The 17,025-nt window shown below is 37.1% G+C and carries 16 protein-coding genes; 2 read left to right on the top strand and 14 right to left on the bottom strand.

All coding sequences use genetic code 11. The annotated features are described in order from the left end of the window. Positions 1 to 42: 42 nt before the first annotated feature. The 13 genes from rpsU to gpr all read right to left on the bottom strand — a co-directional run bounded on the left by rpsU (position 43) and on the right by gpr (position 14,517). On the bottom strand, positions 43 to 216 hold the full coding sequence (gene rpsU / locus FG383_RS14925) for a 30S ribosomal protein S21 (RefSeq protein ID WP_016426884.1): 174 nt from the start codon (positions 214 to 216) through the stop codon (positions 43 to 45). A 103-nt stretch (positions 217 to 319) separates the two neighbouring features. Next, positions 320 to 991, bottom strand: a complete 672-nt coding sequence (deoC, locus tag FG383_RS14920) for a deoxyribose-phosphate aldolase (RefSeq protein ID WP_142608188.1) — start codon at positions 989 to 991, stop codon at positions 320 to 322. A gap of 84 nt (positions 992 to 1,075) precedes the next feature. Further along, entirely contained in the window at positions 1,076 to 2,416 is a 1,341-nt protein-coding gene (mtaB, locus tag FG383_RS14915; RefSeq protein ID WP_142608187.1) for a tRNA (N(6)-L-threonylcarbamoyladenosine(37)-C(2))-methylthiotransferase MtaB, read from the bottom strand. A 15-nt stretch (positions 2,417 to 2,431) separates the two neighbouring features. After that, positions 2,432 to 3,172, bottom strand: coding sequence for a 16S rRNA (uracil(1498)-N(3))-methyltransferase (locus tag FG383_RS14910; RefSeq protein ID WP_142608186.1), 741 nt, complete (start codon positions 3,170 to 3,172; stop codon positions 2,432 to 2,434). A gap of 10 nt (positions 3,173 to 3,182) precedes the next feature. Continuing rightward, the gene (prmA, locus tag FG383_RS14905; RefSeq protein ID WP_142608185.1) at positions 3,183 to 4,127 is read right to left on the bottom strand and encodes a 50S ribosomal protein L11 methyltransferase; all 945 of its coding nucleotides are present in this window, start codon (positions 4,125 to 4,127) and stop codon (positions 3,183 to 3,185) included. 14 nt (positions 4,128 to 4,141) lie between these two features. Beyond that, the gene (gene dnaJ / locus FG383_RS14900) at positions 4,142 to 5,254 is read right to left on the bottom strand and encodes a molecular chaperone DnaJ (RefSeq protein WP_142608184.1); all 1,113 of its coding nucleotides are present in this window, start codon (positions 5,252 to 5,254) and stop codon (positions 4,142 to 4,144) included. 129 nt (positions 5,255 to 5,383) lie between these two features. Then, positions 5,384 to 7,213 (bottom strand): molecular chaperone DnaK, encoded by a 1,830-nt coding sequence (gene dnaK, locus FG383_RS14895; RefSeq protein ID WP_142608183.1) that lies wholly within the window; start codon positions 7,211 to 7,213, stop codon positions 5,384 to 5,386. A gap of 50 nt (positions 7,214 to 7,263) precedes the next feature. Further along, a complete protein-coding gene (gene grpE / locus FG383_RS14890; RefSeq protein WP_142608182.1) occupies positions 7,264 to 7,827 on the bottom strand; it encodes a nucleotide exchange factor GrpE in 564 nt (187 codons plus the stop codon). Positions 7,828 to 7,843: 16 nt separating this feature from the next. Beyond that, a complete protein-coding gene (hrcA, locus tag FG383_RS14885; protein WP_142608181.1) occupies positions 7,844 to 8,881 on the bottom strand; it encodes a heat-inducible transcriptional repressor HrcA in 1,038 nt (345 codons plus the stop codon). A gap of 87 nt (positions 8,882 to 8,968) precedes the next feature. Next, complete coding sequence (gene hemW / locus FG383_RS14880; protein ID WP_142608180.1) at positions 8,969 to 10,105, bottom strand: radical SAM family heme chaperone HemW; 1,137 nt, start codon at positions 10,103 to 10,105, stop codon at positions 8,969 to 8,971. A gap of 62 nt (positions 10,106 to 10,167) precedes the next feature. Beyond that, complete coding sequence (gene lepA / locus FG383_RS14875; RefSeq protein ID WP_142608179.1) at positions 10,168 to 11,997, bottom strand: translation elongation factor 4; 1,830 nt, start codon at positions 11,995 to 11,997, stop codon at positions 10,168 to 10,170. 638 nt (positions 11,998 to 12,635) lie between these two features. Further along, positions 12,636 to 13,448 (bottom strand): stage II sporulation protein P, encoded by an 813-nt coding sequence (gene spoIIP / locus FG383_RS14870; protein ID WP_142608178.1) that lies wholly within the window; start codon positions 13,446 to 13,448, stop codon positions 12,636 to 12,638. 55 nt (positions 13,449 to 13,503) lie between these two features. Continuing rightward, positions 13,504 to 14,517 carry a GPR endopeptidase gene (gene gpr, locus FG383_RS14865; protein ID WP_142608177.1) on the bottom strand — a complete coding sequence of 338 codons (1,014 nt, stop codon included), beginning with the start codon at positions 14,515 to 14,517 and terminating at the stop codon, positions 13,504 to 13,506. Positions 14,518 to 14,678: 161 nt separating this feature from the next. Here gpr and rpsT point away from each other — a divergent pair, with 161 nt between their 5' ends. Beyond that, positions 14,679 to 14,927, top strand: coding sequence for a 30S ribosomal protein S20 (rpsT, locus tag FG383_RS14860; RefSeq protein ID WP_142538269.1), 249 nt, complete (start codon positions 14,679 to 14,681; stop codon positions 14,925 to 14,927). 776 nt (positions 14,928 to 15,703) lie between these two features. Here the strand turns inward: rpsT and holA are convergent. Continuing rightward, complete coding sequence (holA, locus tag FG383_RS14855) at positions 15,704 to 16,708, bottom strand: DNA polymerase III subunit delta (RefSeq protein WP_142608176.1); 1,005 nt, start codon at positions 16,706 to 16,708, stop codon at positions 15,704 to 15,706. A 155-nt stretch (positions 16,709 to 16,863) separates the two neighbouring features. On the opposite strand from holA, the gene FG383_RS14850 reads away from it, so the two are divergent. Further along, the gene (locus FG383_RS14850; protein ID WP_093266124.1) at positions 16,864 to 16,998 is read left to right on the top strand and encodes a YqzM family protein; all 135 of its coding nucleotides are present in this window, start codon (positions 16,864 to 16,866) and stop codon (positions 16,996 to 16,998) included. The last annotated feature ends 27 nt before the right edge of the window (positions 16,999 to 17,025 follow it).

The following is a 17,025-nucleotide window of genomic DNA, read 5'->3' as shown; positions in this document are numbered from 1 at the left end:
TTTTAGAAACCTCAGCTTTGAAGCTTTGTAAATTTCAATTAATTAGAATTTACGTTTACGGGCAGCTTCAGATTTCTTTTTACGTTTCACGCTTGGTTTTTCATAAAACTCGCGCTTTCTTACCTCTTGAATTGTACCACTTTTAGATACAGTACGTTTGAAGCGGCGAAGAGCATCTTCAAGCGATTCGTTTTTACGAACGACAGTTTTTGACATCTCTTTTTCCCTCCCTCCGAACACACGTCAAGCACATAACCTAGTGTTATGTACTAAAAAATTATACCGTATACTTTCATTCTGGTCAATACTTTGACTTAAATTAATAATCGGATTCACTTTCTAAGCCTTGGACAATTTCTACACCTGAGCTTGCACCGATTCTTGTTGCTCCAGCAGCTACCATTCCTTGTAGATCAGCCAAACTCCGAACACCACCGGATGCTTTTACACCAAGTTCTGGGCCAACAGCGCTGCGCATTAACTTTACTGCATGAACCGTCGCTCCGCCTGTAGAAAAACCTGTGGAAGTCTTCACAAAATCTGCTCCAGCAAGTTTTGAAATTTCACTTGCTCTTAAAATTTCTTCGTCCGTTAATAAGCAAGTTTCTAAAATAACTTTCACGATAGCTTTTCCTTTTGCAGCTTCCACTACAGCTTCGATATCTTTTTGCACAAAGTTATAATCTTGATCTTTTAAAGCACCTACGTTTATTACCATATCGATTTCTTCCGCACCGTTTTCAATGGCATTTGTCGTTTCAAATGCTTTTACAGCCGATGTACTTGCTCCAAGTGGAAAGCCAATTACTGTACAAACTTTTACTGGTGAACCTTTCAATAGATCCGCACTGACACTGACCCAAGTTGGATTTACACAAACAGATGCAAATGTATAGGTTTTTGCTTCCTCACAAAGTTTTTCAATTTGACTTTTAGTCGCATCTTGTTTTAATAATGTATGGTCGATTAATGCCGCAATATTTTGAGTCATTTTATAATCTCCTTCCGAGTTGTACGTACCTCTTTATCATAATGGATAATCTAAAAAAAAGCCAGTGAGATTCTTCTCACTGACTTAGACTAGTTCCTCTACATCTTCAAGCACACGAACAAATTGCCCGTCATTGTATGGATAACCAGCTTTTATTATTTTCACACGCACTAGTTTTCCAATTAACTCTTCCGTACCAGGAATGACTACTTTCAAATAGTTATCTGTATATCCTTCATATAAATCACTAGCAGGATCTAATTTATATTTTTCTTCTGGGATAATTTCTAATACTTCCCCTTCAAAACGGGATGCATACTCAGCCGCTAATTGATCATTCAATGTAATTAATCGATGAACACGTTCATTCTTTATCTCTTCATCTACTTGATTGTCCATTCTCGCTGCAGGTGTACCAGTTCGTTTTGAATAAGGGAAAACATGAAGCTCTGAGAACTTTTGGTCATGAATAAAGTTAAACGTTTCCATAAATTCTTCTTCTGTTTCACCTGGAAAACCGACAATTACATCCGATGTAATGGACAAATCAGGAAGTGCTTCTCTTAATCGGTCTAATCGATTCGCAAAAAACTCCATCGTATATTTTCTACGCATTCTTTTTAATACAGTATCGGAACCAGATTGAATCGGAATATGTAAATGTCTCACAACAATTTTAGAATCTCTTAAAACGTCGATTACTTCATCGGATAATTGACTCGCTTCAATCGAACTAATACGTAGTCGTTTTAAACCTTTTACTTTCGATTCGATATCTCTTAAAAGCTGTGCTAAATTATAATCTTTTAAATCTTCTCCGTATCCACCTGTATGAATACCAGTTAGAACGATTTCAAAATAACCAGCATCTACTAATTGCTGTGCTTGTCTCACTACTTCTTCTGGATCTCTGGAACGCATTAACCCCCGAGCCCACGGAATAATACAAAAAGTACAGAAGTTGTTACAGCCTTCTTGAATTTTCAATGATGCACGCGTACGATCCGTAAAAGCAGGAACGTCCAACTCTTCGTATACTCGATTTTTCATAATATTCCCAACCGCATTAATCGGCATACGCTCTGTTTTATACTGTTCAATATAATCAAGCATTTTCGTACGTTCTTGTGTTCCTACTACAATATCTACTCCTGGAATCGCCATAATTTCAGCGGGAGAAGTTTGCGCATAACAACCTGTTACACAAATTACAGCATCTGGATTTTGACGAATAGCACGTCGAATCACTTGGCGACTTTTTTTATCGCCAGTGTTTGTTACGGTACATGTATTAATCACATATACATCTGATTGTTTTTCAAATTCAGTGCGGTCATAGCCATTTTCTTTAAATAATTGCCATATAGCCTCTGTTTCATAGTGGTTAACTTTACAGCCTAATGTATGGAATGCAACGGATGACAAGTCCTTACACCTCTTTCATTCATATTCATAGGAAATTGCAGCAAGCGCATATAACGGTGCTGTTTCTGTTCGTAGTATCCTTGGCCCAAGTGCTATGGGTTGAAAATCATGTTCTAATAGAAGTTTTACTTCCTGTCTATCGAGCCCACCTTCTGGGCCAAAGACGATTAGTATCGATTGTTTATCATACACTTTTTTTAGTTGGTCAGCAAACTTTTTTCGTTCAGAAAGTTTTGCATCTTCCTCATCTGCAACAAATTTAACATCATACGATTTGGAAATCTCTATAAGATTTTGTAAGGAGATGGGGTTATGTATTTGCGGGATAAAGGAACGGTGAGATTGTTCCGCAGCTTCTTTCGCGATTTTTTGTAAGCGAGCAATTTTTTTCTCATTTTTTTGCTTGTCCCATTTTACGATAGAACGCTTTGCTTCAAATGGATAAAGTGTATGCATCCCTAGCTCCGTCGCTTTTTGGGTGATCAATTCCAGTTTATCACCTTTTGGAAGACCACAAACGATGGAAACTTTTATTGGCATTTCATTCGTTTGCTCATGAGTTTCTTTTATTATTAGCAAAACAGATTTAGCGGTTCCCTCTACAATTGTCATTGTATACGTTTGGTTATTCGCAACTACATATACGTCATCCCCAGGAGACATGCGCATCACTTGAATCATATGATGCGCATCCTCACCTGTAATCGTCACCGTATTATTTTCCTCTATAAGTTCATTTGTAAAATAACGTTGCATGACAGTCTCCTTACTGAACAGGCTTTCTTGAAATAATTGTTACCCAATCTTCCATCATCATAACTTCCTCGATTTCAAATCCAGCTTGTTGTAAGGAACTACGAACATCCTCTTTTTTCGTTGCAATAATACCGGACGTGATAAATAGGCCGCCATCTTTTACAATGGAATAAGCATCATTTGTAAATGTCATAATAATTTCAGCTAATATATTCGCAACGACGATATCTGCTTGTTCGTTCACATTGTCTAGCAGATTACCATGTGTTACTTGAACAACATCTTCTACTTTATTTAATGCGATATTTTCTTTGGCCGATTGAACGGCTACTTCGTCTAAATCCAGCGCATGAATAGAAGCAGCACCTAATTTTGCAGCTCCAATGGAAAGGACGCCAGAACCAGTTCCTACATCAATTACGCTACATGCCGGTTGCACTGTTTTTTCAAGTGCTTGCAAACACATAACAGTAGTCGGATGCGTACCCGTTCCAAAAGCCATACCAGGATCTAGTTCGATGATTAGTTCATCTGTATTTACTCGCTCATAGTCTTCCCAAGTTGGTACGATTGTAAAACGATTCGAGATTTTCACCGGATGGTAATATTTTTTCCAAGCAGTAGCCCAATCTTCTTCATCTACCTCTTGTACAGTTACACGATTATGCCCAAGGTCGATATTAAAGTTTTGTAAGTTGTTAATCGCAAGTTTGATCTCTTCTACCGTTTCCAGTAGAAAGCTAGTTTCCGCTAAATAAGCTTTTACTCGAACACCGTCTACAGGGAAATCATCTGGATTTAAGCTATAAATTTCACCAAATACATCTTCTCTTTCTCTTAATAACTCTTCTGAATCTTCAATAACTACTCCACTAGCACCAGCCTCATGCAAAATATTACTAATTGCTTCCACTGCTTCATTTGTAGTATGAATGGATAGTTCAGACCATTTCACTTGCTCCAACTCCTTTATTCGCCTTTTATCGTTCTTTTGATTTTATCAAATAATGAACTGCCTTGCTCTTCTGGAATATCCCCGCTAATTTCTGCAAATTCACGAAGTAATTGTTTTTGTTTTTCTGTTAACTTCTTCGGTGTGATTACTTTCACTACAACATGTTGATCCCCGGTACCGTATCCATGTACGTTTTTTACCCCTTTTCCTTTTAGACGGAATGTTGTTTGGGATTGCGTACCCGCAGGAACTTTTAGTTTCACTTTCCCTTGCACTGTAGGAACTTCGATTTCGTCTCCAAGTGCTGCTTGCGCATACGTTAGTGGTAACTCGTAATATATATCGTCGCCGTCTCGTTCAAATCTTGGATCTGCTTTTACGCGGAATACAATGTATAAGTCACCCGCTGGCCCACCATTTATGCCTGGTTCTCCTTGACCGCTTACACGTAGTTGTTGACCATCGTCCACACCTGCTGGAATTGTCACTTTAATTTTTTTGCGTTTGTTTACAGTACCTTTACCATGACAAGTCGTACATTTGTCTTTAATCATTTTCCCGGTTCCTTCACAATGATGACACGCACGTTTCGTTTGGATGCGACCAAATGGTGTATCTTGTGTCACATTTACCTGACCATGACCATTACAATGCGTACATTTTTCCGGATGCGTTCCTGGTTTAGCACCAGTTCCAGTACATGTATCACAAGTCTCTTCTTTTGCAACGTCAATTTCTTTTTCTTTTCCAAAAACAGCTTCTTCAAATTCAATCGTCATCGAATATTGAAGATCATTCCCTTTTCGAGGTGCGTTCGGGTCACGTCTTCTAGCACCACCGCCTCCGCCAAAAAAAGAACTAAAGATATCTTCAAATCCAAAACCATCTCCACCACCAAAGCCTTGGTTAGGACCGGCATGACCAAATTGATCGTATTGCGCACGTTTTTGTTCATCACTTAATACTTCATATGCTTCCGAAATTTCTTTGAACTTTACATCAGCGTCCGCTGCTTTGTTAATATCCGGGTGATATTGTTTTGATAGTTTACGATACGCTTTTTTAATTTCATCTTGAGAAGCACTTTTGGAAACTCCTAGCACTTCATAATAATCACGTTTATCCATTGTTCACTCTCCTGCTCTCTACCTACACATAATGAATATTGTAACACGTATAATTTTCTACGTCTAAACAGTAAGAAAAGCCAAAGCCGAATACGGTCTTTGACTTTTCGTTACCGACTAACTTACTAATTACTTGTTGTCTTTATCGTCGTTTACTTCTTCAAATTCAGCGTCAACAACACCGTCATCCTTAGCATCCGCTTGCCCACCATTTGCAGCAGCTTCTGCTTGCGCTTGCTCATATAGTTTCATTGTTAATTGTTGAACGATTTCGTTTAATGCATCTTTTTTCGCTTTAATATCTTCTAAGTTACCAGCTTCAAGAGCAGCTTTTAACGCTTCTTTTGCATCTTCCGCTGATTTTTTCTCGTCTTCTGATACTTTATCTTCTAAGTCTTTTAATGTTTTTTCTGTCATAAATACTAATTGGTCTGCTTCGTTTTTCACTTCAGCTTCTTCTTTACGAACTTTATCCGCTTCAGCGTTTGCTTCTGCTTCTTTTACCATACGGTCGATTTCTTCATCAGATAATGATGAATTCGATTGGATGGTAATATTTTGTTCTTTTCCAGTACCAATGTCTTTAGCTTTAACAGTTACGATACCATTTTTATCGATATCAAATGTAACTTCGATTTGTGGAACGCCACGTGGAGCTGGTGGAATATCCGCAAGTTGGAAACGACCAAGCGTTTTGTTATCTGCTGACATTGGACGCTCACCTTGTAAAACGTGAATATCTACTGCTGGTTGGTTATCTGCTGCAGTTGAGAATGTTTGAGATTTTGATGTTGGGATTGTCGTATTACGTTCGATTAACTTCGTAAATACGCCGCCCATTGTTTCAATCCCTAAAGAAAGTGGTGTAACGTCTAGTAATACAACGTCTTTCACATCTCCAGTTAACACTCCACCTTGAACTGCTGCACCCATTGCTACTACTTCATCAGGGTTTACACCTTTATGTGGCTCTTTACCAGTTTCTTTTTTAATCGCATCTTGTACTGCAGGAATACGAGTAGATCCACCAACTAAGATTACTTTATCAATTTGAGAAGCAGATAATCCAGCATCTTTCATCGCTTGACGAGTTGGTACCATTGTACGTTCAACTAAGTGAGCAGTTAAATCATCAAATTTTGCACGAGTCATCGTTACTTCTAAGTGAAGTGGTCCAGCTTCTCCAGCAGTAATAAATGGAAGTGAAATTTGAGTTGACGTAACACCTGATAAATCTTTTTTCGCTTTTTCAGCAGCGTCTTTTAGACGTTGTACAGCCATTTTATCTTGTGATAAGTCAATTCCATTATCTTTTTTGAATTCTTGTACTAAATAATCCATTAATACTTGGTCAAAGTCATCCCCACCAAGACGGTTGTCTCCAGCAGTTGCTAATACTTCAAATACTCCATCTCCAAGCTCAAGAATAGATACGTCGAATGTACCGCCACCTAAATCGTAAACAAGGATTTTTTCGTCATGATCCATTTTATCTAAACCGTATGCAAGTGCTGCTGCTGTTGGTTCGTTAATAATACGTTCTACTTCAAGTCCTGCAATACGACCAGCATCTTTAGTCGCTTGACGTTCTGCATCATTAAAGTAAGCAGGAACTGTAATAACCGCTTTTGTTACTTTCTCACCTAAGTATTCTTCTGCGAATCCTTTTAAATATTGAAGAATCATTGCAGATACTTCTTGTGGTGTATATTCTTTATCTTCTGCAGATACTTTTTCATTTGTACCCATTAAACGTTTCACAGAAGCGATTGTATGTGGGTTTGTAATGGATTGGCGTTTTGCTACTTCCCCAACTTGTTTTTCGCCATTTTTAAATGCTACAACAGATGGAGTTGTACGGTTACCTTCTGGGTTTGGAATTACTTTTGGTTCTCCACCTTCAAGTACAGATACACATGAGTTCGTTGTTCCTAAGTCAATACCGATAATTTTAGACATACTTATTTCCTCCTAAATATAAAGTGCATTTAATTATTTTTAAATTAAGTTTATTCGTTAACTTTAACCATAGATGGTCTTAAAATTCTATCTTTTAACTTATACCCTTTTTGTAGTTCTTGAAGCACGATACCAGAATCTTTTGAGTCATCTTTTTCTTGCATAACTGCTTGATGAAAATTCGGATCGAATGGAACGCCTTCTGCTTCAATTGGTTCAAGTCCTTCTTTGGATACTGCATCTAGTAAAGAGCGATAAACCATTTCTACTCCTTTAGCTAATGATGCAGCTTCTTCCGAAGTCGTTTCGACAGCTAAAGCACGTTCAAAGTTATCTAACACTGGTAAAATATCCGATAAAACAGACTGCGCACGGTATTTGTAATCCGCTTCTTTGTCTAATTGAACTCGACGTTTATAGTTTTCAAAATCTGCTCGTAAACGAATCGCTTTGTTTTGTTCTTCTTCTAACTGTTGTTTGACAAGCGTTAGCTCATCTACTTCCTCTACTTCTAATTCTACTTCTTCTACTACTTCTTCAGTTGTAACTTCTTCTTGTTCATCTAGCTTTTCAGTTTCAACTTCTTCTGCAATTCCATCTTTTTTTTCAGTCATTGATAGCAACTCTCCTTTATCCATACGGCCCATGTAAAATTTTCGACAATTCTCTCGATAAGTCGCCACTCATCACATCAAGTAAAGAAACGACTCGTCTGTAATCCATTCGAGTAGGTCCAATAATTGCAATGGAACCCATTTGTTCCTCCCCAATTTCGTAGGAAGCTGTAATAATACTACAATCTTCCATAGCTAAGTGGTTGTTTTCTGTACCGATCCGAATCTGAATTCCTTTTTGGTCTAAATGGAATAATCCAGGAATTTGGTTTACATGATCCATCCAATACATGATACTTCGTGCTTTTTCTACATCATTAAATTCAGGTTGATTTAATAGTTGCATTTTCCCACCATAGTACACTTTATCTTCATGTTCAATTGTCATCGCTTTGTTTAATGAACCTAGTAAATCATTTAGACGACCGTTTTTTTGGCGTAAAACTGCTATTGTAACGGCTTCTAATTTTGAAGGGAGCTCATGTAAATGAACACCTACTAAATGTTCATTAATCAAATTGACCATTCGTTCAATATCCGATGCAGTAAAGCTCTCAGGTATAGAAAATACGCGATTTTCTACATGTCCACTATCTGTCACAATAATTGCAACAGCGGAATCATCCGTTAATGGTACGATAGAAAACCTTTTGACACGATGTTTTCTCACATCTAAGCCTAACATAATAGAGGTATAATTCGTTAGTTCTGACAAAATTGCCGCTGACTTACGGATTATTTGTTCCGTCTCTACCATTCGTTCTTCAAAAACAGAACGAATTTGTTTAATCTCGTTTTTGGTAATTCGTTGTGGAGTTAACATATTGTCTACATAATAACGGTAGCCTTTTTGTGAAGGCACACGACCAGACGAAGTATGTGTTTTTTCTAAAAAGCCCATTTCTTCTAAATCTGCCATTTCATTTCGAATTGTAGCAGGACTAAATGGAACTTCCTCCTTTTTCGAAAGTTGACGAGACCCAACTGGTTGAGCGGTTTCGATAAAATCATCTACCGTTACTTGCAATATTAATAATTGCCTGTTAGTTAGCATGATTATCACCTCTGTTAGCACTCGTTAATAGAGAGTGCTAATACTTATATAGAAAATTTATCAAATCTCATGTAAACTGTCAACGTTTTAGCTTGTAAGAAAATATTGAAATACTTCGTTTCCAACAAAACGTCCTCGTTTCGTTAGTTTGATAAAATTATTCTCGATGGAGACAAGCTCTTTTTCAAGAAGTTCATCTATTTCTTTTCCGTACACTCCTTGTAATGCTTGACCATATCTTTGTTCAAATCGTGCAAGTGAAACTCCTTCGTTTTTGCGCAAGCCTAAAAACATTTCTTCTTCCATCTTTTCGACTTGAGAAACTTCTTTTTGCATCATAATAGGTTTTTCATCCACTTCAATTGTATGCATATACTTTTTTAGCGGTCCATGATTTGAATATCGCACGCTGTTTACATATCCATGGGCACCAGCACCAAGACCAATATATTCATCATTATCCCAATAAAGTAAATTATGTTTAGACTCAATTCCTTTATAAGCAAAATTACTAATTTCGTATTGCGCATAGCCATTACGCTTCATTTCATCCATCAAATAGCTATACATTTCTGCTTCTAAATCTTCCCCTGGTAATGTTAGCTTCCCTTTCGATAATAAATTATAAAAAATCGTTTTCGGCTCTACAAGTAGTGAATATGCAGAAATATGTGGAATGTTTAGACGGAAAGCTTCTTTTAAAGATGCTTTCCATTGGTCCATTGTTTGATTTGGCAAGCCATACATCAAATCTATACTAATCGATGGAAAATTTGTTTGTTTGGCATATTCGATGACTTTATATACATGATCATTGGAATGCGTTCTACCAAGTACTTGTAGCAACTCTTGATCAAATGTTTGTACACCCATACTTAAGCGATTTACTCCAAATTTGCGCATCAATTGCATTTTTTCAAGTGTTAATTCGTCTGGATTCGCTTCCGATGTAAATTCCACAAGGCTGTCCATGGGAATATGTGTATGAATTAGTGCAAGTAAACGTTCTAATTGTTTTACCGATAGCGAAGTCGGTGTACCTCCGCCGATAAAAATTGTTTCAACAGATGCATTTTTTAAATCATCCGCCCATAAGACCATTTCTTGTCCGAGTGCTTCAATATATTCATCTACAGGTTGATTTTGAAAAAAGAATTTATTGAAATCACAGTAATTACAAATTTGATGACAAAAAGGAATATGAATATACACTCCCCGTACCATAATAATTCCTACTCTCTATATAGGAAAAAGGGGGCTCTATACTCGCGCCCCCTTCTTTCTTTTTACTTATTTGGCTCATCCATTTTCAGAACGGCCATGAATGCTTCCTGAGGAACTTCTACAGAACCAACTTGTTTCATACGTTTTTTACCTTCTTTTTGTTTTTCAAGAAGTTTACGTTTACGCGAAATATCTCCGCCGTAACATTTTGCTAATACGTTTTTACCGATGGATTTAATCGTAGATCGTGCAACGATTTTTTGTCCGATTGCCGCTTGTACTGGCACTTCGAATTGCTGTCTAGGTATTAATGCTTTTAACTTCTCTACAATTACTTTCCCACGTTCGTAAGCAAAGTCTTTATGCACGATAAAGCTTAAAGCATCTACCTTCTCACTATTAAGAAGAATGTCCATTTTCACTAGTTTCGATTCTTTATACCCAATCAATTCGTAATCAAATGATGCATATCCTTTTGTACTTGATTTTAACGCATCAAAGAAATCATACACAATTTCCGATAATGGAATTTCATAAATAATATTCACACGTGCGGCAGATAAATAATCCATCGTAATAAAATTTCCGCGTTTACGTTGACAAAGCTCCATAACCGAACCAACATAATCTTCCGGAACCATAATTGAAGCCTTTACATATGGCTCTTCAATTTTATCGACTTTTTGTACTTCTGGCATCATGGATGGGTTATCGACTTTAATCGTTTCACCGCTTGTTAACTTTACGTCGTAAATAACACTTGGTGCTGTCGTAATTAAATCGATTTTAAACTCACGCTCAATACGCTCTTGAATGATTTCCATATGAAGCAGTCCTAAGAATCCACAACGATACCCAAATCCTAGTGCTTGGGAAGTTTCAGGTTCAAATTCTAAAGCCGAGTCATTTAGTTCTAATTTTTCGAGGGCATCACGTAAATCAACATATTTTGAATTATCGATTGGATATAAACCGCAGAATACCATTGGATTCATCTTTCTATATCCTGGTAGAGCTTCAGTAGCTGGGTTCGAAGCTAATGTAATCGTATCCCCTACACTCGAGTCTCCTACATGCTTCATCGATGCCGTTAAAAACCCTACATCTCCAACTGTTAGTTCAGAACGCATCGTTGCTTTTGGCGTGAATACTCCCGTTTCTACAACTTCGAATTCTTTGCCAGAAGACATCATTTTAATCTTATCTCCAGGTTTCACTGTACCTTCCATAATTCGAATGTAGACAATTACTCCGCGGTACGGATCGAACAAAGAGTCAAATATAAGCGCTTTTAGCGGAGCAGAAGGATCACCAACAGGTGCCGGAACTTTTTCCACGATTTGTTCTAATATTTCTTCGATACCGATTCCTGCTTTTGCAGAAGCATGTACCGCTTCAGACGCATCTAATCCGATTACTTCTTCTACTTCTTTTTTCACTCGTTCTGGATCTGCAGCAGGTAAATCGATTTTATTAATAACTGGTAAGATTTCTAAGTCATTGTCTAGTGCTAAATAGACATTTGCAAGTGTTTGCGCTTCGATTCCTTGTGCAGCATCTACTACAAGAATTGCCCCTTCACAAGCAGCTAAGCTTCTAGAAACTTCATACGTGAAATCGACATGTCCAGGTGTGTCGATTAAATGAAAAATATATTCTTCCCCATCTTTTGCTGTATATGTCAATTGAACGGCATTCAATTTTATCGTAATTCCGCGTTCTCGTTCTAGATCCATCGAGTCGAGCAATTGGCTCTGCATTTCACGTGATGTGACCGTTTGTGTTTTTTCTAAAATACGATCAGCAAGCGTCGATTTCCCGTGGTCAATATGCGCGATGATCGAAAAGTTACGTATTTTTTTCTGTCGTGCTAATCTCTCTTCATGGTTCATACTTGTTCACTCCTAATTAAACTACTTGAATTATAACAGATAAAGGATTGTTTAAGAAATATAACTATTACATTTTATGTACATTCTAAATAATCTTATTGGATAAAAGTTAAAAAATAATTTTTCGCCAGAATTTAATCTTATCAAAAACCCGTACATAACACAATCTGCTGCGAATGCTTTCCACACAAAAAGAGATGAGGCATCTGTGATACACTTCATCTCTTTTCGATATAAGATAATTTATTGTTAAGGGATAGTGCGTCGTACGGAGTTTCCACTAGCCTTCGCGCTTGCCGCTACGGCAACAAAATCCCCTCTTTTTATCTGGAGATGATTGATCAATCAAAAATGCGCAACATTTATAAGTAATGCGTTAAAGCTCTCGTCGACTCACTCCAAGTACACTTGCTATTTTGAGAATTGGTTGCTTTCACTAGCAATTTGGTTGCTCTCGCGCTGATTTGATTGCTTTCCGAGCAGAACTGGTTGCTTTCAATGATCAATTGGTTGCCCTAAGCCATTTACTGGATCATAGACGCTGATTAGCGAGCACTTTTTACGACAATTATCCCTATAACATCCAAATTATTATTTGCAGAAAGCTATAAAACCTACATGCACCGCTATTTTATTACTTATGAAGGTAATTGTTCATTTAACATATTGGATAATGCTTTTGCTAGAATCGCAATCGAACGATTAATTTCTTGTTCGTTATTATCAATGCCTCCAAGTTCTACAACAAGTAAATTTTTGGAAAGATCTTGGTTGTAAACACCGTCTACTCCCTTACCTTCTTTCAATAAAATCCCTCGTGAAATTCCAGGTACTAATTTATTTAATTGGTTAGAGAGATTTTGCGCAAGTTGCTCATTCCATCGATAGTTGGGATGCTCTCCGCCAACAACGAATATAAATTTAGCGTAGCTTTGTTCTCCACTTCTAAGCGTCGTAACATTTGCTTTTGCGGAATCTCTGTGAATATCTAAAACAATATCATATTCGTTTTGCCCGATTGCTTGTTGGACTAATGGACGAATTGTATGATAGTCATCCATTTCTTTTTTATTGTAGTTTTCTAAAAAAGTTGCCTGTAGTTGGTGAAAAGCAAACTGTGCATTAATCTGATCTTGAAAAGTCGTGATGTTGCTTATCGGATGATAAATAGCAACTTTTTCACCTTGTGCAGCAAGTATCGGTTGATAAGCTTCATGGGAATGAGTAAAGTAAACAAATGCTTTTTTGGGTTCTATTATTTCTTGAACTTGAACAACTGGTTGCTTTTTTTCCAATTGTGCTGCATACACTACAGGAATGTCCTCTTTTTTCTTTTCTTCCACTTGTTCCGGTTGTGCCATAAAAAGAGGTGTTTGGACGGTAGCAATAATGATAGGTGCTAAAAATAAAAGGATTAAGATGCTTGTTAAATTCTTCAGGGATTTAGCCATATATTCCACTCTCCTCACACAATCGTATGTGGAAAAGTGGAATTTTAGAACGACATCATCTATTAGTAATCCATGTTTCTAAGCTGTTAGATAGCAAATGAGCATATTGTTCCACCCATGCATCCGTTTCTTTCGGTGTCACGAATAAGGAAGGATTCTTTCCAACAAAAACCTCTTCAAACAATTTTCTTTTTTCTTCAGTTGGCCAAGTAACCCATTCTCCAAAGATTGGTTGTAAGACTGTTTTGTCAATAGTTGGTTTTTTGCTAGAAACCATCGGGGTTACTGCTAATGCCGATGAAGGACTTCCCTTCTCTTCTATTTTTGACGCGATATAGTGAACAACCTGTTCCATTGCATCCGCGTATAAAACTGGGCCGTCCACAACCATCGGTATTCCAATTGCAGTAACAGGTACGCCGTATACTTCTTCGGAAACTTCTTTTCGTTGGTTCCCAACTCCTGAACCAGGATGTATACCTGTATTGGTAATTTGGATTGTTTTACAAAGTCGTTCACTGTTTCTAGCAGCGAGTGCATCTAGTACGATGATTAAATCTGGCTTAAATGCATTGCTGATTGCTTCTATAAAGTCACTAGTCTCAAATCCAGTTTGTCCTGTTACACCTGGAGCGTACATAACTACCTTGATATGCTCTTCAGAAGTCAATGCAGAATTTTGTAAAATTTCAATCGCTTTAGGTCCTATTGCATCTGGTGTAATTAGTGCATTGCCAAGTCCTATTATTAAGATTTTGGATGACTTCGACAGTTTAATATTTTCATGCATTTCCCTTAGCTTATCGACGAAGACTCTTTCTAAATGTTGAAAGCTTCGATTATCATCCGGACTCACAGTTAAGTCTGTTAAGGTAATATATTTCCCTTTTTTCTTCCCTAGTTCCTTTTCTCCGTTTTCATCTACTTCGATAGAGGTTACTAAAACTGCTCCCTCCCTACTTTCATCAAATTTAATACCCTCGGATTTTTCCAACGTATTCTTATCTTCTTTTGAACGATGTCTAACCATTTCATCAGATTCGTCTAATAAATCTGTTCGTCCCCACATAAAATTCACCTCCAAAATAGTTTGGTCGATGTGTCAAGTAAATATTCTTTGCAATTATATATTGCAATTTGGTTTTGCGTTTGTTAAAATAATGCTTGTTGTATTAGACAGTTTCAACAAAGAAATGTATCATCTCGAGACCATTTTAGGAGGTGAAAGGTATGCCAAATATTAAATCTGCAATTAAACGTGTTAAGAAAAACGCAACTTTGAACGCTCAAAACGCTACTGCTAAATCTGCAATGCGTACTGCTGTAAAAAAAGCGGACAATGCTGCACTTAACAATGACGAAAACGCAAAAGAACTTATTAAATCTGCAATCCAACAATTGGAGAAAGCAGCTTCTAAAGGTTTAATTCATAAAAACGCAGCTACTCGTAAGAAAGCTCAATTAATGAAAAAAGCGTAATTTAAATAAGACTGACCGGATTTATTCGGTCAGTCTTTATTTATTTCCACATTTGTTGATTAACCAAAAGTAGCCAGTAAATTACTTATTAAAATTGTGATAACTCCCTAGGCTCTCTATAAACGGTGCTTTGGGAGTGCTTTGTACGAAACGAGTGTCTACATAATAACCGGACTTCTTGATGTGCAAGGGATGCGACTTTGTCGCATCCCTTGCACATTTTTTTTCGGTAATCGTGTGGAGATCGTTTGTCCGTGGCACTCTATAAGCACGGGTAATTTAAGTGCTAAAGCTTTTGAGAACGAAAGAATAGGCACTTACTTATCTAGATAAAAGCAGCCAAAGATGCAATTTTGGCTGCTCAGTCCTTCTATATATTATTTCCACCTTTTCAATTCGAAAGAAGTGTCCCTCTTCAATATAGCGTCACCATATTTCCAGCACTAACTTTGAAAAAAGTAAGCAAGATAGCAAGATAGAAAGCGAGAGAGTGACCGAAATTGCATCTTCGGAGGCCCACACGACGTGGGTCAGACAGCCGTTGCGACACGATGTCGCGTACTAAGACTGTGCTCCTTTAAATATCCGCAACAAGATTATCGAAAATAGTGTATCAGGAAGTGACACAGTCACTTTCTGATACACTTAAGTCCTCGGTAATGATGTAGTGATCATTTCGTCCAAAGCGAATCGAAAACGTACATGTGCTAAACCCGATAATTGTGCATTTTTCGTGAACTTCTAATGGTGAAAATTGGATAATAAACTAACTGGATTTATTTCATCAAAAACAGCTCTAATATCCGGTTCCGATTAATATTTAATGTTTTTAATTGCAAATCCACTGTCGCTAAATCATTTAATGTCTGTAATAATTTTGCTTCGTTATATAATATTGGGTTATCATAAAGTAGTTTCACACGGTAAGGATGGACTTTTAACTGACCCGCTATTTGCTGGGCATGATACCCTTTTTTCTTTAAATGACCTACTTGAACCATTAACCTCACTTGTGTTGCGATCAATGCATTTAACTTTAATGGATCTTCTTTTTGCTTTAGTAGATCATGATAAATGGCGATTGCTTCGCTTTTATTGCCCGCAAGATATGCATTTCCTAGTGTAAAAACGTCTTGTTCTAATGTTCGAACGAGTAATTTTTTCACTGTTTCTGTATCTATTTCTTGCGCTTCTCCTACGAACGTGGCTATTTTAGCTAATTCTGTTTGTAAATGAACTAAATCTGTTCCGCCAAATTCGATGAAACGCTCCATCGTTTCCTCTGACATTGTTTTGCCATGCGCTTTTAGTTCATGCAACACCCAACTTTTCAAATCATGCGCTTGTAAGCTAGTTGCTTCGATTATATTAGCGGTTTGTTTCATGGCTTTTGTAATTTTTTTACGCTCATCTAATTTCTCATATGGGGCGATAAAAACGACAATTGCTGTTGGAGAAGGACTTTGGAGCCACTTTTCTAGACTAACTGTATCATGCAGCACTTTTTCTTTTCCTTTTTCTGTTGCTTTTAAAAAGAAAGCATTTTTGGCAATTACTAGCTTTTTGTCTGAGAAAAAAGGAATCGTATCTGCTTCATACATTACTTCGTCCACGCTTTTTTCTTCCATATCGAAGGTTATTATTTCAACCTCACCTTGCTCATTTAATTGTCTCTTTAATCTTTTTAATGTCTCTTCTATAAAATACGCTTCTGTTCCGTATAATAAATACACATCCGACAAATCATTGTTCGCTATTTTCATCCATTTTTCTGAAATCATCTTGGATCTCCTTACTACTGTATGTTTGACTTTATTATAACGTAAAAGTAGTGAATAATTTGTGACATTGTCAGCAGGAAATGAGAAATGAAAGATTCCATGTAGATTTTTAATAGGCTATCCTATATAATTAGGTGGAAATAGGAGGGGTAATAATGAATGAATTTGAACAAAATGTACAGTCGAAGCGTAACGACGCAATCGACTCAGGCGTAGGTTTTGTAGTCTCCTTTGGATTTTTTACAATTATGTTCGCTATTGCAGTAATTGTTGAGTTTGTTTCTCGATAATCACTAGAAAAGGGTTTTGTCTATTGG

The organism is Psychrobacillus soli, from assembly GCF_006861775.1.
GTDB classification, from domain to species: Bacteria; Bacillota; Bacilli; order Bacillales_A; family Planococcaceae; genus Psychrobacillus; species Psychrobacillus soli.
Note: the sequence above shows the minus strand (reverse complement) of the source record. Positions and strands in the feature narration are given on the sequence as shown.